The sequence below is a fragment of the Pseudomonas sp. 31 R 17 genome (genome assembly GCF_900004915.1).
GTDB lineage: Bacteria > Pseudomonadota > Gammaproteobacteria > Pseudomonadales > Pseudomonadaceae > Aquipseudomonas > Aquipseudomonas orientalis_A.
The window spans coordinates 17,209-33,599 of the sequence record NZ_CVTN01000081.1 but is presented as its reverse complement, the minus strand read 5'-3'; the positions used below and the strand labels follow the sequence as shown (position 1 = coordinate 33,599).

Annotated in this window: 12 protein-coding genes, 1 tRNA gene and 1 pseudogene; 7 read left to right on the top strand and 7 right to left on the bottom strand. The window is 56.3% G+C overall.

Annotation, left to right across the window (positions count from 1 at the left end; translation table 11 throughout):
• Positions 1-202 precede the first annotated feature (202 nt).
• From BFP89_RS27935 to BFP89_RS23220, 3 genes and pseudogenes are all read left to right on the top strand, one after another.
• On the top strand, positions 203-625 hold the full coding sequence (locus BFP89_RS27935; protein WP_083208135.1) for a TIR domain-containing protein: 423 nt from the start codon (positions 203-205) through the stop codon (positions 623-625).
• Positions 622-1,593, top strand: a complete 972-nt coding sequence (locus BFP89_RS27930) for a caspase family protein (protein ID WP_083208134.1) — start codon at positions 622-624, stop codon at positions 1,591-1,593. Before BFP89_RS27935 ends, BFP89_RS27930 begins: the two co-directional genes overlap by 4 nt.
• A gap of 939 nt (positions 1,594-2,532) precedes the next feature.
• Positions 2,533-3,142: pseudogene (locus BFP89_RS23220) on the top strand (tyrosine-type recombinase/integrase); the annotation flags it as partial.
• 90 nt (positions 3,143-3,232) lie between these two features.
• Here BFP89_RS23220 and BFP89_RS23215 read toward each other — a convergent pair.
• Positions 3,233-4,258, bottom strand: a complete 1,026-nt coding sequence (locus BFP89_RS23215; protein ID WP_065887812.1) for a hypothetical protein — start codon at positions 4,256-4,258, stop codon at positions 3,233-3,235.
• Between the two features lie 427 nt (positions 4,259-4,685).
• Positions 4,686-4,775 (bottom strand) — tRNA-Ser (locus BFP89_RS23210).
• A gap of 320 nt (positions 4,776-5,095) precedes the next feature.
• Between BFP89_RS23210 and BFP89_RS23205 the strand changes: the two genes are divergently transcribed.
• From BFP89_RS23205 to BFP89_RS23195, 3 genes are all read left to right on the top strand, one after another.
• On the top strand, positions 5,096-5,788 hold the full coding sequence (locus tag BFP89_RS23205) for a crotonase/enoyl-CoA hydratase family protein (RefSeq protein WP_065887811.1): 693 nt from the start codon (positions 5,096-5,098) through the stop codon (positions 5,786-5,788).
• Between the two features lie 384 nt (positions 5,789-6,172).
• Entirely contained in the window at positions 6,173-6,895 is a 723-nt protein-coding gene (locus BFP89_RS23200; RefSeq protein ID WP_065887810.1) for a lysophospholipid acyltransferase family protein, read from the top strand.
• 74 nt (positions 6,896-6,969) lie between these two features.
• A complete protein-coding gene (locus tag BFP89_RS23195) occupies positions 6,970-7,941 on the top strand; it encodes a magnesium and cobalt transport protein CorA (RefSeq protein ID WP_065887809.1) in 972 nt (323 codons plus the stop codon).
• Here the strand turns inward: BFP89_RS23195 and BFP89_RS23190 are convergent.
• The 3 genes from BFP89_RS23190 to BFP89_RS23180 all read right to left on the bottom strand — a co-directional run bounded on the left by BFP89_RS23190 (position 7,919) and on the right by BFP89_RS23180 (position 12,104).
• A complete protein-coding gene (locus tag BFP89_RS23190) occupies positions 7,919-8,650 on the bottom strand; it encodes an amidotransferase (protein WP_065887808.1) in 732 nt (243 codons plus the stop codon). The genes BFP89_RS23195 and BFP89_RS23190 overlap by 23 nt on opposite strands.
• 84 nt (positions 8,651-8,734) lie before the next feature.
• On the bottom strand, positions 8,735-10,882 hold the full coding sequence (locus tag BFP89_RS23185) for a 3-hydroxyacyl-CoA dehydrogenase NAD-binding domain-containing protein (protein ID WP_065887807.1): 2,148 nt from the start codon (positions 10,880-10,882) through the stop codon (positions 8,735-8,737).
• Positions 10,883-10,898: 16 nt separating this feature from the next.
• Positions 10,899-12,104 (bottom strand): acetyl-CoA C-acetyltransferase, encoded by a 1,206-nt coding sequence (locus BFP89_RS23180; protein ID WP_065887806.1) that lies wholly within the window; start codon positions 12,102-12,104, stop codon positions 10,899-10,901.
• 647 nt (positions 12,105-12,751) lie between these two features.
• Between BFP89_RS23180 and BFP89_RS23175 the strand changes: the two genes are divergently transcribed.
• Positions 12,752-13,558, top strand: coding sequence for a c-type cytochrome (locus tag BFP89_RS23175; RefSeq protein ID WP_065887926.1), 807 nt, complete (start codon positions 12,752-12,754; stop codon positions 13,556-13,558).
• 130 nt (positions 13,559-13,688) lie between these two features.
• Here the strand turns inward: BFP89_RS23175 and BFP89_RS23170 are convergent, their stop codons facing one another.
• Both BFP89_RS23170 and BFP89_RS23165 read right to left on the bottom strand, forming a co-directional pair.
• The gene (locus BFP89_RS23170; RefSeq protein ID WP_065887805.1) at positions 13,689-14,492 is read right to left on the bottom strand and encodes a transglutaminase family protein; all 804 of its coding nucleotides are present in this window, start codon (positions 14,490-14,492) and stop codon (positions 13,689-13,691) included.
• Positions 14,493-14,520: 28 nt separating this feature from the next.
• Positions 14,521-15,939, bottom strand: coding sequence for a circularly permuted type 2 ATP-grasp protein (locus BFP89_RS23165; protein ID WP_065887804.1), 1,419 nt, complete (start codon positions 15,937-15,939; stop codon positions 14,521-14,523).
• Positions 15,940-16,391: the final 452 nt, after the last annotated feature.

Here is a 16,391-nt window from a genome sequence, read left to right as displayed (position 1 = left end):
TACGCTAGCGAGAAGACTGCAAAGCGTGCTGTAGACAGAGAAAACTTAAAGCTCAAACAAGACCTATGAGCAAAGCACGAGTCTAAAACAGATATTTTTTTCTTAAAAAACAGCAAGTTATTAGCCGTTTTTTTACTGTGTTGGCAAAACGCCTTCACGGAGTCACACTACCCCCTCATTCATTTGTTTAAGGGATTATAAGATGGCTGAACCACGCGCTTTCATCAGTTTCGATGTTGATAACAACAGCACTCATAAAACTCTATTTGCTGGACAAGCCTGGAATTCGAAAACCCCTTTCAAACATGAAGACTGGTCTGCCAAAAGCCCTATGCCGCAATCCCAATGGGAGGCAATCGTCAAAGAAAAGATCAACAAAACTCATCTTCTCATCGTCCTTGTTGGTCGTCACATGGCAACAGCCACCGGAGTGGTTAAAGAAATTGAAATGGCTCGCTCTCAAAACGTACCCATTTTTGGAGTTTATGTAGATGACGCTGATGCCAATAGCACCTTACCTGCTGGCCTTGCCAGAAATCGTGTTATCACATGGACGTGGCCAGGGATTGCCAACGCTGTGACCCAAATGATGGGCGAAGGGAAGAATGCGGGAAGATCCATATGAAGAAGGCTTTGGTCGTGGGGATCAACTATTACGAAAAAATACACCCCCTATTTGGATGCGTAGCCGACGCATATGCAGTAAACCAAGTGCTAGAACGACACATGAATGGTGAATTGAATTTCGACGTAAAACATATAACTTCTGTAGATGCAGCAAGCTCCATCACACGAAAAGACCTTAAAGAAAATATAAGAAAGCTTTTTGAGGACGAGTGCCAAATTGCATTATTTTATTTTGCAGGACATGGGCACATTGAAGAAACAGGTGGTTATTTACTAACATCAGAATGCTCCGAAGGTGATGACGGCCTGTCACTACAGGAAGTATTAGAGCTGGCAAACGCCTCAAAGGCCATTAACAAAATAATAGTATTAGATAGCTGTTACTCGGGCGCCGCTGGCACTCAGAAATCGCTTGGAGAAAAAGCGCTTCTAGCTGAAGGGATGACCATCCTTACCGCTTCCACAAAAGACCAATATGCAGAAGAAGCTAATGGGTCCGGCGTTTTCACATCTTTGTTTGTCGATGCGTTAAATGGTGGCGCGGCTAACCTATTAGGAGATATAACACCAGGCAGTATCTATGCTCACATTGATCAGTCCTTAAGTCTTTGGGAGCAAAGGCCAGTATTCAAGACCAACGTCAGAGCCTTCACGTCCCTGAGAAAAGTTTCACCACCAATCCAGCTTTCCGAACTACGCCAAATTAATGATTTATTTGAAACTCCCAACTCTGAAATAGCGCTAGATCCCAGCTTCGAGCCCCAACCACCGGCGCCTAATCATGGAATAGAGCCCGACCCTGAAAACAATCGAAAGTTTGCAATACTTCAAAAGCTGAATCGATTAAATCTGGTTAAGCCTGTTAATGAGGAGCATATGTACTTTGCTGCAATGAATTCAAAGTCATGCAAACTGACTGTACTCGGCGAGCACTACTGGAAACTAATTAATAATGGAAGAATATAAATCCCCGGAGAATGGAATTGACAAATGAAAATTTATTCAAACACTATGAAAAATTTACTTTCACGAATTAGCCAGAAAAGAGCAGATCTTCTCTAGGTTAAGTATTCCACTAGCAACAATCATTGCAATCGCGGGTTTTTACTCGGTCATCATCACAGGCGACAGAGCTACATTAACGCTAGGCGCAAAGATCTGGTTCCTCACAATAATCGCGTTGTCGATAGTTGTACTAGGCATAGGAATTTACTTCTTCATCGACGCCCTTTTAGGGAGAGTAGATGAGAACCTCCCTGCACCTAACACCATCGAGAAATATCGACTAGACCTAATAGCGTATTATAGTGACGAAGCCAATTCAGACACGATAGTAGCTGAACAACTGAACAAGTACTATTATGAAAACTACATGAACTGCGCAACAATTTGTACAACCAATAACGACATAAAGAGCTCAAGCTTATACTATTGCAATGTGTGCCTTATACTTGCAGCAGGCATTGCTGTAATAGCTTATGCAGTAATCACTATACCTAAACTCTAGGAGCTAAAACCATGGCGCAAAAACCTCCACCTCCACCTCCAACTAGAAACGTAAGAGGCGATGTTCGCCTCCCCCCTCCACCACGCCCGACAGCGCCAGCACCAAGACAACGATAAAAAACAACCCGGCATTGCCGGGTTGTTTTATTTAGAGCGTTGTGCCTTATGCAAAACCTCAATGCATCCCAAAATATGCTCCTGATTAGTCTCAGACAACATTCGTAATAGCGATAAAAGCAAAAACTCCGGCGTATTTAACTCAGTACTGCAATTCTCCATTTGCTGATTTTCATCGCTGGGCTTGTTAGACACGGCGCTATCTCTCCCTTTACCCATGGCATGCAAAAGTGCATACGTATGGAAACTGTTCGGACGGATCGGGAGATACGGCCTTCGTGTAGCCGCACTCAAGAGCTACTGATGGTGCAGTTCATGATTTGGGCCGGCCCTCGGGTGTCGGAGACTATTGCACTGGCCTGGGAGGACGTCGATCTGAAACAGGGCACGGTGACTTTTCGCCGGTCCAAGGTGCGGGGGCGCCTATCGGGTGACCAAAACCCGGCGCTCGACGCGCAAGGTACGCCTGCTGGAGCCCGCCTGGGATGCCCTGCGCAAATTGGACGCCATCAACCAGCTCAAGACTGTGGACACGGTCGACGTCGTCGAGCGCGATAACAAGACCATTCGCAAGCACAAGCTGCACTTTGTATTCCTGAACACCAAAAGCGGCCTGCCGCACGTCAGCGACTTCGTCGTAAGGGACAGGTTCTTCAAAGCGCATTTGAAAGCGGCAGGCGTTCGTTATCGCGGACCTGGCCAGTGCCGACACACTTATGCCAGCCAACTGCTTACCACGGGCGTTGCCTCGGTTGACTGGATTGCAGAGCAGATGGGCCACACCAGTGCGAACATGATCCGACAGCACTATGGAACATGGATCAACGAGGACGGTCCCGACGTCATCGGTATACTTGAACACGCTTTGGGTATAAAGACAAAACTCGATTAATAGGCGAACCGGCGCAGGCCTTAGATAGATATATCTAGAACCATTAATTCGCAATTACACTTAACGTAAAGCTTAGAACTTCAGCTGAGGCTAAAGCGGCTGAAGCTTGAAGTCATCATTTATGAAAAGCGGGCGATCAAAATCCACTTTTAAAACATGTGTCGGGAGACCTGAAGTCGAGCCCACGCTAACAATTTTTACCATACTGGGCTCGCACCAATCTTCTACAAGCAGGTCCGTTAAAAAAATAGAAAACGCTGCCCATATGTTATTCCTACCTCTCCAATTAACGGGCACAGTGCCTTTTAACGACAACTTCCCAAACGAAGAATTGACAACTGCCTCACCATGGAGGCCCACTAGGGGGCCTAATGGTATTAGATCGTGCTCTGACGATATATAGCATTTACTAATTGCTTTATCCGCAGTTTCGTAGGTAGTGTTATGAAGCAAAGCGAGAATACATAATACAATTTTATCAGACTGAAGAACTAGGTCAGACATTTCGAACATTAAATTATTGATATTCAAAGTCGAGACGATCTGATCTAAAACTAACTGTTGCGTGAAAACGGGGCGCGCCTGTATGAATGACAGAAGATCTGTAATGAGCTTGGCAGTAGGATTGCTGACTGCCTCCTTGAGCAATATGGTGCCCTTTCCCTCATCAAAATTAAATAATTTATCAATCCTAGATTTTAGTACCTTACGGCGTTCTCGATATTTCTTCCTTATCTCTGCATCAGTTAGTTTATCCAACTGCACCATTAACAACTTTTTTATGTACATGGGTACCGGGACTGAAAAATCAAGACGCTTTTCAGGGCCGACATACTCACTAAAATGCCTTAGAGACAAATAGAAAGCTTCAAGCTCGCTATTAGTTAGCCCTTGATTTCTCACTTTGTTATGGGCAACAAAGTGGGCTATCTCCCTAAACACACTATTGCTTGCACAATGCTCGCGCAGCCCCATAAGAAGACCATCAACAGTATTCTCATCAAAATTCCCCTCTACTATCTTCTTAACTGTTTTCTCCACCTTGTACCTTTCGAAGCCCTCAATAGCCATTTGCTTCCCCTTCCAAATTAAGTATTGAAAATGCAATTCGCTCATGTTCGTTTTAAATGGCAGAGCTTAAAAACTCACTTGAAACAGCGCTAGTTCATAAGCGCGCTATAGCACGGTAAAATACTATTAGGTAGTAGCTATTAAAGAGTGTGGATTAAATCCAGTCAAGTCGCTGACTGTCAGGCTGATCATTGCGGACGACACGGCTTAGAAAAGGGTAACTGGCACATTGCAAAACCGAACGCGCCCTATTTCTCGAATCCACGAAGCGGGACGGTTGCATTCCAAACGTCAAAGCAAGATTGAGAAGGGGACCGCCAGGTTGCCGTGCAACCTGAATGCCTTGATAAAGCAGGCTGTCTGGCTCTCCCGTTGTTCCCATGGATGTTCCCAAGAAAGCTATTTTGCCCACCCTAAAAACACAAAACCCCTGAAAACTTCAACGTTTTCAGGGGTTTAGTCGTTTCAAATTTGGCGGTGAAGGAGAGATTCGAACTCTCGATACAATTTCTTGTATACACACTTTCCAGGCGTGCTCCTTAAGCCACTCGGACACTTCACCGTATCTCGGCAAACCAGTTCAGCCTGTCGAGGCGCGCTAATGTAGTCGAAAGCCTTTCTGATGGCAAAGGTTTTTTTCAGAATTTTCATGCGGTTAGACGGTTATGCCGGAACGGGGTCTGCGGGCGATGGCGATTGTGCCAATCTCGGGCATGGATCGGGATGGTCTACGCTGGCTGTGGTGCCCTGCTTCAGGCGCTCTGCTGCCGGCTGTGAAGCAAAAGCCTGACTGGGCAGTCAGTCACGGCGCTTTACCCGCGCGGGCGCGCTGGGTAACGTTTGCTGCATTCTTCTATAACAAGCCCTATAAGGAACCGCGTCATGAGTGAGTTGATTGCCTACCACCTCGAAGACGGTATCGCGACCCTGACCCTGAGCAACGGCAAGGTGAATGCCATTTCGCCGGCAGTGGTCAGTGCGTTCAATGCGGCGCTGGATCAGGCGGAGCAGGATCGGGCAGTGGTGGTCATCACGGGCACGCCGGGCATTCTGTCGGGTGGTTATGATTTGAAAGTGATGACGGCCGGCCCTAAAGAGGCCATCGGCCTGGTGACGTCCGGCTCGACGCTGGCGCGTCGCTTGTTGTCGCATCCGTTTCCGGTGATCGTGGCGTGCCCTGGGCATGCGGTGGCCAAGGGCGCGTTCCTGCTGTTGTCGGCGGATTATCGGATTGGCGTTGAGGGCCCGTTCAGCATTGGCCTGAATGAAGTGGCGATCGGCATGACCATGCACCACGCCGGTATCGAGTTGGCGCGGGACCGTCTGCGCAAGTCGGCGTTTCATCGCTCGGTGATCAATGCCGAGATGTTTGACCCGCAAGGCGCCTTGCAGGCGGGCTTCCTCGACAAGGTGGTGGCGCCGGAAGAATTGCACGCGGCGGCATTGGAAGCGGCGCGGCAGTTGAAGAAGATCAATATGAACGCGCACAAGCAGACCAAGCTGAAGGTGCGCAAGGCGCTGCTGGAGACGCTGGACGATGCAATTATCCAGGATCAAGGTCATGTGCTGATGTGATGCCTGAACCTGCCGTGCCAAAGCCCGACCTCGAGTCGTAATGCTGTTCAGTTAAGCCTACATCGCCCTCTGTAGGAGCGAGCTTGCTCGCGAAAAACGTCAACGATAACGCGTGCTTCCTGAATGAACGCGGCGCCTGTGGTTTTTCGCGAGCAAGCTCGCTCCTACAAAAAGCCTTACTTAACTGAACGACATTACAACCTTGAGTCGGGCTTTTTCTTACAGCCAAAGCCGAAACAGCCTGCGCCGCTCTAGACAGCCTTTATCGGCCTATGTTGAAACATGCGCTTAAACATCGCCTATCTCCTACGTCTTTAGGGGCAATTGCCGAATACAGTGCACATCCGTACACTGCGCCACCTTTTGTTTCGATGGGCTGTGTCGATGCTTTTTCTGTTACGTATGTTGTTGATGGGCCTGCACTTTATGCTCGCCGGGATAGTGGGCGTGCTCATAGGGGTATGCCGCCCGTTCAATCCTGACAACAGTCGCCTCTGCGCGCGCCTCTATGCACTGCCCGCCATGTGGATACTGCGCTTGAAGGTGAGGACGGATGTCGACTCGCTGCGCAACAAGCCCGGCACCTGCGTGGTGATCGCCAACCACCAGTCCAACTATGATCTGTTCGTGCTGGGCACCGTGGTGCCGCATCGCACGGTATGCATTGCCAAGAAAAGCCTGAAGTGGGTGCCGTTGTTCGGCCAGTTGTTCTGGCTGGCCGGCAATGTGCTGATCGACCGCGGCAATGCGCACAAGGCACGCCGTGCCATGCTCACCACGACCCGCACCCTGCAGCATGAAGACACGTCCATCTGGGTATTTCCGGAAGGCACGCGCAACCTCGGCAAAGGTCTGTTGCCGTTCAAAAAAGGCGCGTTCCATATGGCGATTGCGGCCGGTGTGCCGATCGTGCAGGTGTGTGTCAGTAACTATGTCACGCATATGCGCCTTAATCGCTGGAACAGTGGCGAGGTGCTCATACGTTCGTTGGCGCCGATTCCTACTGTGGGGATGACGGCGGACGACGTTCCGAGGTTGATGCTGGCGTGCCAGGCGAAGATGGATGCGTGCATTGCGCAGATGGATCGCGAACTGCAAGGCGCTTGAACGATCACTTCAGGGAACGCCATTCACGCTAAGCTGCCCAACACCTGTCCTCCAGATAAGAAGTGATCAGCACCATGGGTAGAGTCGTTGCCGCCGCCGTCTACAGCGTCGGAAAGAAAGTCACGGATATCACCCTCGACGAAGGTGCGGCCTGGGCCGCCAAACCCGGCCACTTTGTGTGGATCGGCCTGGAAGAACCCAGCGCCCAGGAACTGACCAACCTGCAGCACCAGTTCAACCTGCATGAGCTGGCGATCGAAGACGCCATGGAAAAACACAGTCGCCCGAAGCTGGAAACCTTCGGCGACGCGCTGTTTATCGTCACCTACTCACCGGTTCGCGAGAACGGCAAGCTGGAGTTTATCGAGACCCATATCTTCGCCGGCAATGGCTACATCATCACCGCCCGCAACGGGCATTCGGCGTCCTACGGTTTTGTGCGCCAGCGCTGTGAGGCGCGTCCGTTGTTGCTGGAGCATGGGGAAGATTTCGTACTCTATGCCTTGCTGGATTTCGTCACCGAAAACTACCAGCCGGTCAGCGAAGCGATCCACGCCGAGATCGATGAACTGGAGCGCAATGTGCTGTGCAGTTCCCTGAGCGAGCGCGATATCCAGAACCTCCACGGCCTGCGCCGCGACGTGCTGCGGCTCAAGCGCTATGTGGCGCCGATGGTGGAGATCAGCCAGGAGTTGCAGAAGCTGAGCTTTCCGTTTATCGACAAGAACATGCGCCCCTACTTCCGTGACGTGCAGATCCATGTCACGCGGCAGATGGAAGACTTGACGACTCTGCGCGACATTGCCAGCCAGACCATCGAGCTCGGCGTGCTGCTGGAGGCCTCGCGCCAGAGTGTGGTGCAGCGCAAGTTCGCCGCCTGGGCGGCGATCCTCGCGTTCCCCACGGCGGTGGCGGGGATTTATGGGATGAATTTCCAGAACATGCCCGAGCTGCAATGGCACTACGGCTACTTTGCAGTGCTCGGGTTTATTGCCGTGGGCTGCACCAGCTTGTGGGCGAGCTTCAAACGGTCGGGTTGGCTTTAGGTGTGTGCGCCACAAAGCGCATCATCCATTCCGCCACGGTCGCGCCGTGGTGGTCGCGCTCAAGGCTGGCCACGCCGTTGGTGTAGACCTTTTCGCCCAGGGTTGTCTGAAGAATCTCAAGCAGTTCGCGGGAATAGTCCTGAACGAATTCCGGGTGGCCCTGGAAGCACAATACCTGGTCGCCAATGTGATACGCCGCGATGGGGCAAAACTCACTTGAGGCGATGACCGTGGCATTTTCCGGCAGGGTGGTGACCTGGTCCTGATGGCTGATCAACAGCGTCAGCTCCGGCACTTCCGGGCTCATCCAGGGCGCCTTGGCATCGAGCTTGTAATCGTGGATGCCCATGCCCCAGCCCTGGCTGGCGCGTTCGGTCTTGCCGCCGAGCAGCAACGCCAGCAACTGGTGGCCGAAGCAGATACCCAACAGCTTGTCGCCGCGCTCATAGCGCTTTAGCACGTAGGTCTTGAGGGTCTGGATCCATGGGTCGGTGCCGAACGAGTCGGCTTTGCTGCCGGTGATCAGGTACGCGTCAAACACTTCGTCATCCGGCGGGTATTCACCCTGCACCACGTTGTACACCACAAACTCGGCGGCAATCGGCTGCCTGGCGAACAGGCGCTTGAACATCTGCCCGTAGCCTTGGTACTGATCGATCAGGCCCGGACGCAGAATATCGGTTTCCAGGATGCAGACGCGTAGCGACATAAAAAATACCTGACACGGCGATGGGAATATTGAACACCCCAGAGCGTGCCTTGAAAGGTATCTGCAAAGCAAGCCCCTGGTTGATCAGCAAAAGGTTGCGCCTTGTGCCGCTTTCTCGAGCAACAACGCCGGTGGCGCGAAACGCTCCCCGTACTGCTCGGCCAGATAGCGCGCCCGGGCGATAAAGTCGTCCAGGCCGTACTGATTGATAAACTGCAGCGCGCCGCCACTCCAGGCCGCAAAGCCAATGCCGAAGATCGAACCGATATTGGCGTCGGCGGTGGACATCAACACGCCCTCCTCCACACAGCGCACGGTTTCGATGGCCTGGATAAACAACAAGCGATCGCGCACGTCCTGGGGCGAAATCTGTTTATCGGACTGTTCGAACCGCGTCTTGAGTTCGGGCCACAGGCGCTTCCGGGCGCCTGCCGGGTAGTCATAGAAACCGCCACCCGCAGCTTTGCCCGTGCGCTTGTGGTCGTTGACCAGCAGATCGATCACCGCCGTCGCCGGATGGGTCGGCGCTGCCTTGCCCTGCGCTTGCAGGTCCTTGGCGGTTTGCTGTCGGATATGGCTCATGAGGCTCAGGGACACTTCATCGGACACCGCCAGCGGCCCTACCGGCATACCGGCTTTGCGCGCTTCGGTCTCGATCATCGGCGCGGCCACGCCTTCGCCGAGCATGGCGATGCCTTCGTTGGTGAATGTGCCGAATACCCGCGAGGTGAAGAAGCCGCGGCTGTCGTTGACCACAATCGGGGTTTTCTTGATTTGCAGTACGAAGTCGAAACCCCGAGCCAGGGTTTCGTGGCTGGTGTGGGCGCCCTTGATGATTTCCACCAGGGGCATCTTGTCCACCGGGCTGAAGAAATGCAGGCCGATGAATTTGCCAGGGTCGGGCACTGCGCTCGCCAGGCCGCTGATGGGCAATGTCGAGGTGTTGGAGGCGATCACCGCGTCTGCACCGACCACGCGCTGCGCGGCGGCCGTTACCCTGGCCTTGAGTTCGCGGTCTTCGAACACTGCTTCGATCACCAGGTCACAGCCGGTCAGGTCGGCGTCATCCTGTGCAGGCTGAATCCGCGCCAGGATGGTTTCCCGCTGCTCGGCGGTCAGTTGCCCACGGCTGACTTTCTTGTCCAGCAACGCCGCCGAATGGGCCTTGCCCTTCTCGGCAGCGGCCAGGCTGATGTCCTTGAGCACCACGTCAACGCCCGCACAGGCACTGACGTAAGCAATGCCCGCCCCCATCATGCCGGCGCCGAGCACGCCGACCTTGCGCGTCACATAGCGCGCAAAACCTTGTGGTCGCGAGCAGCCGGCGTTGATTTCATTGAGCTGGAACCAGAACGTGCCGATCATGTTTTTCGCCACCTGACCGGTCACCAGCTCGGTGAAATAGCGGGTTTCGATCAGGTGCGCGGTGTCGAAATCCACCTGTGCGCCTTCCACGGCGGCGCAGAGGATTTTCTCCGGTGCCGGGAAACAGCCCTGGGTCTTGCTGCGCAGAATCGACGGCGCAATGGCGAGCATCTGCGCGACTTTCGGGTTCGACGGGGTGCCCCCGGGAATCTGGTAGCCCTTGTTGTCCCACGGCTGCCTGGCCTGCGGATTCGTCAGGATCCAGGCGCGCGACTTGGCCAGCAGCTCGTCGCGATCTGCCGCCACGTCATCGATCAGGCCCGCCTGCAATGCCTGCGCCGGCCGCACTTTCTGGCCTTCCAGCAGATACGGCAGGGCTTTTTCCAGGCCCAGCAAACGCACCATGCGCACCACCCCGCCGCCACCCGGCAACAGGCCCAGGGTGACTTCCGGCAAGCCGAGCTGCACGGACGTGTCGTCCAGCGCGATGCGGTGATGGCAGGCCAGGCAAATCTCCCAGCCACCGCCAAGCGCCGCGCCGTTGATCGCGGCCACCACCGGCTTGCCGAGGGTTTCCAGGCTGCGCAGTTGGGCCTTCAACACGCCTACGTCGGCGTAGAACGCCTTGGCGTGGGCTTTGTCGACCTGGATCAGCTCATTGAGGTCGCCACCGGCAAAGAAGGTTTTCTTGGCCGAGGTGATGATCACCCCGGCCAGGGTGTCCTTTTCCGCCTCCAGGCGCGCAATGGTGGCCGCCATTGCCTCACGGTAGGCCGCGTTCATGGTGTTGGCGCTTTGGCCGGGCATGTCGAGGGTCAGCACCACGATCTGGTCCTGGCCTTTTTCGTAACGAATGGCGTCGGTCATGACAGTGTCCTTGGGCTCAGAGGCGTTCGATGATGGTGGCGATACCCATGCCACCGCCGACACACAGGGTGGCCAGGCCGTAGCGCTGCCGACGCACCTCCAGCTCGTCGAGCAAGGTGCCGAGGATCGCGCAGCCGGTGGCGCCCAAGGGGTGACCCATGGCGATCGAGCCGCCATTGACATTGACGCGGGCGGCGTCGATGCCCATGTCCTTGATGAATTTGAGCACGACCGACGCGAACGCTTCGTTGACCTCGAACAGGTCGATGTCCTCGACGCGCAGGCCGGCCTTGGCCAGCGCCTTGCGGGTGGCCGGTGCAGGGCCGGTGAGCATGATGGTCGGGTCGGTGCTGGTGACGGCCGTGGCGACAATGCGCGCCCGTGGTTGCAGGCCCAGTTCGCGGCCCTTGGCCTCGGAGCCGAGCAACATCAACGCGGCGCCATCCACGATGCCGGAGCTGTTGCCCGGCGTGTGCACATGGTCGATGCGTTCCACATGGCTGTAGACCCGCAGCGCGGTGGCGTCAAAACCCATCTGGCCGATCATTTCGAAGCTGGGCTTGAGCTTGCCCAGGCCCTCGAGGGTTGAGTCGCCGCGAATGAATTCGTCATGGTCCAGCAGCACGATGCCGTTCTGGTCCTGCACCGCGATCAGCGACTTGTTGAAGGAACCGTCTGCCCGCGCCCTGGCGGCTTTCTGCTGCGACTGTAGGGCAAAGGTGTCCACGTCCTGGCGGGTGAGGCCTTCCAGGGTAGCGATCAGGTCGGCACCAATGCCCTGAGGCGTGAAGTGGCTGTGCAGGTTGGTTTGCGGGTCGAGTACCCAGGCGCCACCGTCGCTGCCCATCGGCACGCGGGACATGGATTCGACGCCGCCGACCACCACCAGGTCTTCAAATCCGGAGCGTACTTTCATTGCCCCCAGGTTTACCGCCTCCAGGCCCGAGGCGCAGAAGCGGTTGATCTGCACGCCGGCAACACTGACGTCCCAGTCCGCGACCAGCGCGGCGGTCTTGGCGATATCGGCGCCCTGATCGCCCACCGGGGTGACGCACCCGAGGACGATGTCATCCACCTGGCGGGTGTCGAGGTCGCAACGCTGCGCCAGCGCGATGAGCAAACCGGCGACAAGGTTTACCGGCTTGACGCTGTGCAGGGCACCGTCGGCCTTGCCCTTGCCACGGGGCGTGCGTATCGCATCAAAGATCAGAGCTTGGGTCATGATGTCCTCGAACCACAGTGGGCGTATGCCCTTACCTTAGGCCCGATTGACACGGTTTCAATGACGGATGCGCTCATTGCTTTTGACCCCCTCGCTCGGACGAACGGTAGGCAGCTATGGGAAACCCCGGGTTAATCGTTTTAGCTGTCTAGCCTTGGGGTTGGCGCCAAGATGGCACTAGGCCTCATGCCGTTTTAAGCAGAAAACGTGATTAGTTGATATGAAATGGATCTAAGCGCCGAAGAACGAGGGCTCTAAGGTTGAATCTGTAAGAAGCTGCTGCCGGGTTTTGCTGGAGCCGCTGTAAGAAAAATGTCACGCCAGATCGCGATACTTGATTAACAGGCACGCATTTGACGCTCAGGAATAACAACAAAAGGCAGTCAGCCATGTTCAAACATTCGAAAGTACGTCAGGCGGGACTTATTCTGTTCGCCACCACACTGATTCTGATCTTGCCCAACTTAACCAAGGTTATCGGGTGACGACGCGAGCGACCTGTTGCGCGCACCCACAGCGTCGGGACTGCAGCTTTTGGCAGCACCTGCCGGGACATTGCGAATAGCGGTCCCGTTGCGGGGGCTGTCTTTTTGCGTGCGGATTTGCGCTATCGTGCCTTTTCCGCCACTGCGAACCCGGGCTATCCCTTGAAATCGATCCTCGCCTTCGTTGCCCTGCTGCTGGCACTGCCCGCCTGGGCCGCGCAATTGACCATTGAACTGGAGCATGCCAGCAAGACCTGGCAGACCACGGACCTGCTCAAACACCCCGACGCGCAGACGGTGCAGGTTGTCGATGATGTTTCCTACAAGCGCACCATGACTTATCGCGCAGTGCCTTTGGCGGTTCTCCTAAAGGGCCTGAACCCTGCGAGCCATCTGCAAGCGGTCGCCCTTGACGGTTTTGCCGCTGAACTCGCCGCCGCGCCGCTGCTGCAAAAAAACGGCGCCCGCGCCTGGCTGGCGGTAGAAGACCCGGCCCATCCCTGGCCCTCGCTGGGGGATGGCAAACCGAGCGCCGGGCCGTTCTACCTGGTGTGGACCGACCCGCAGGCAGGGCATGTCAGCCCGGAGCAGTGGCCCTTCCAGATCTCCAGGATCAAGCAATTACAGACGGTCGCCGAGCGCTTCCCCGCCTTGTTACCCGACCCGACGTTGCCGGCGGATGACCCGGTCAATCAAGGCTTTGCGCTGTTTCAGAAGAACTGCCTGGCCTGCCACCGGCTTAATGGGGCCGGTGATGCACAGGTAGGGCCGGATCTGAATATTCCCTACAACCCCACTGAATATTTCAGCGGCGATTTCCTCGAGCGGTACATTCGCGACCCGCAGAGCCTGAGGCACTGGCCGCAGGCGAAGATGCCGGCGTTTGCGGCCAGTGTGTTGCCGGACGACGAGTTGGATCTGCTGGTGAGGTACTTGCGGCATATGGCGGGGCGCAAGCAGATGCCTTGAGGCTTGCGCAGATCAAAATGTGGGAGGGGGCTTGCCCCCGATTGCAGGGGGTCAGACACAGATGCTGTGACTGACACTCCGCCATCGGGGGCAAGCCCCCTCCCACATTTGAACTGCGTTCAGTCGCTGATTATTGTTGCTGGACAGAGATCACCGGGGTCGGCGCCACGAATACCTTGGCATGCATCTGCTCATGCCCGCCCCCACGGCGCATGCCGCGCACCGGGCAGGCATCCAGATAGTCCAGGCCCACGGCCAGCTTCAAGTGCCGCTCCGGCCGGGCCAACTGGTTGGTCACATCAAAACTGTACCAGGCGTCGTCCAGCCAGGCTTCGGCCCAGGCATGGCTGGCCAGGTGCGTAGTGTCTTCGGTGTACAAATACCCTGATACATACCGCGCCGGAATGCCCAGGCTGCGCGCGCAGGCCAGGAACGCATGGGTATGGTCCTGGCAGACGCCCGCGTGGCCGGCGAAGGCTTCAGCCGCGCAGGTGTCGACTTGGGTGGCGCCCGGCGTGTAGCGCATCGATTGGTTCAAGGCCTGCATCAGGTCGATCAGGGCCGTGCGGTCACGCCGCTGGTGGCAGTGCTGCCGGGCAAAACCGCGCAGGGCTTCGTCGGGCTCGGTCAGGCGCGTGCAGCGCAGGAACGGAAAGGCCGACTGGCTCTCATGTTCGGCCTCGCGCAGCTCGTCGATATCCACCTGGCCACGGGCGCCGATAATGATGGAGTCGTGAGGCTCGTCCAGCGTCAGCACATGCAGGATGTTGCCGAACGGGTCCACTTGCGCCCGCACAGGGCGCGGCAGGTCAAGCTGCCAGCTGAGAACGTGCTGGCGCTCGCTGTCGTGGGGCGTCAGGCGCAGATACTGGATGCTGGCGCGCACCTGGTCTTCGTAGCGGTAAGTGGTTTCGTGGCTGATGGAGAGTCTCATGCCGCCTCCAGGGGGGAACAGTTTTTAATCAACACAGGTCATCCTCGACCACCCAGGTGTCTTTGGTGCCGCCGCCCTGGGACGAATTGACCACCAGCGAGCCTTCGCGCAACGCTACGCGGGTCAGGCCACCGGGCACCACGCGTGTTTCCTTGCCGGACAGCACGAACGGGCGCAGGTCGATATGCCGCGGCGCGATGCCGTTTTCAACAAACGTCGGGCAGGTGGACAAACACAGGGTGGGTTGGGCGATATAGGCGTGGGGCTTGGCCTTGATGCGTGCGCGGAACGCCTCGATTTCCGCCGCCGTGGACGCCGGGCCCACCAGCATGCCGTAGCCGCCGGAGCCCTGGGTTTCCTTGACCACCAACTCGGGCAAGTGGGCCAGGACGTGGGACAGTTCGTCGGGCTTACGGCATTGAAACGTCGGAACGTTCTGCAGGATCGGTTCTTCATCCAGGTAAAAACGGATCATCTCGGTGACGAAGGGGTAGACCGATTTGTCATCCGCCACCCCGGTGCCGATGGCATTGGCCAGCACGACATTGCCCGAACGGTAGGCGGCCAGCAGGCCCGGCACGCCGAGCATCGAGGCCGGGTTGAAGGCCAGGGGGTCGAGAAACGCGTCGTCGAGACGGCGGTAGATCACGTCCACCGCCTTGGGGCCGTCGGTGGTGCGCATGAATACGCGGTCATCGCGCACGAACAAATCGGCGCCCTCCACCAACTCCACGCCCATTTCCCTGGCGAGGAAGGCATGCTCGAAAAACGCACTGTTGAAGCGCCCCGGGGTCAGCACCACCACGCTGGGATTATCCAGGGGGCTGGCGCTTTTCAGGGTGTCGAGCAACAGGTTGGGATAATGATCAATCGGCGCAATACGCTGGGCCGCGAACAGCTCCGGGAACAGGCGCATCATCATCTTGCGGTCTTCAAGCATGTAGCTGACGCCGCTCGGCGTACGCAAGTTGTCTTCCAGCACGTAGTAAGTGCCGTCGCCATCGCGAACGAGGTCGACCCCGGAGACGTGGGAATACAGATCACGGTGCAGGTTCAGGCCCTGCATGGCCAATTGGTATTGCTCGTTGGCCAGCACCTGTTCGGCGGGAATGATCCCGGCCCTGATGATGCGTTGTTCGTGGTACAGGTCGGCGAGGAACATGTTCAGCGCCTTGACCCGCTGGATACAGCCGCGCTCGACCGTTCGCCATTCGCTCGCCGGGATGCTGCGGGGGATGGTGTCGAAGGGAATCAAGCGTTCGGTCCCCTGCTCGTCCCCATAAAGCGTGAACGTGATCCCTGCACGATGGAACAGCAAATCGGCCTCGCGCCGACGCTGGGCCAGCAGTTCGGCAGGGGTATCGGCCAACCATCGGGCGAACTGGCGGTAATGGGGCCGGACCTGCCCTGCCCCATCGTACATTTCATCGTAATAAGTGCGGATCATGCCGTACTCCTTGTCACCCGGACGCAAGGACCTTCGCAAGGCCCGTGCCAGCGGCATAAACACTTGAAAATCAAAAACCTGGACAACCCGGGGATTGTCGCTGCACCGTCCTGGTGCGCGTAATCACCGGAGTTTCGCCGCACGCTTCATGGCGATGCGAGCTCTGACTATCACCAGCATAGTCAGAGTTGATTTCACTGCCCGCCCGCACCTGCGGATAATCATCTCCATCGGCTGAAAAGGACATGTCCTACAGCTAAACCCTTTGCACAGCCAGTACCGTGTCAACTCGTGTACTGATCGGCTCCTCGATCTTCCCTTTCAGCCACCCTATTCGGGTGGCTTTTTTTTGGGCGCACACAAAGCGCGCTGCACGTTGCGAACATTGGCGGGCAGCTCAAACAAAATCGGCCGACCCAAAGGTCAGCCGATGTGCTGTGTTGCTCATAAAC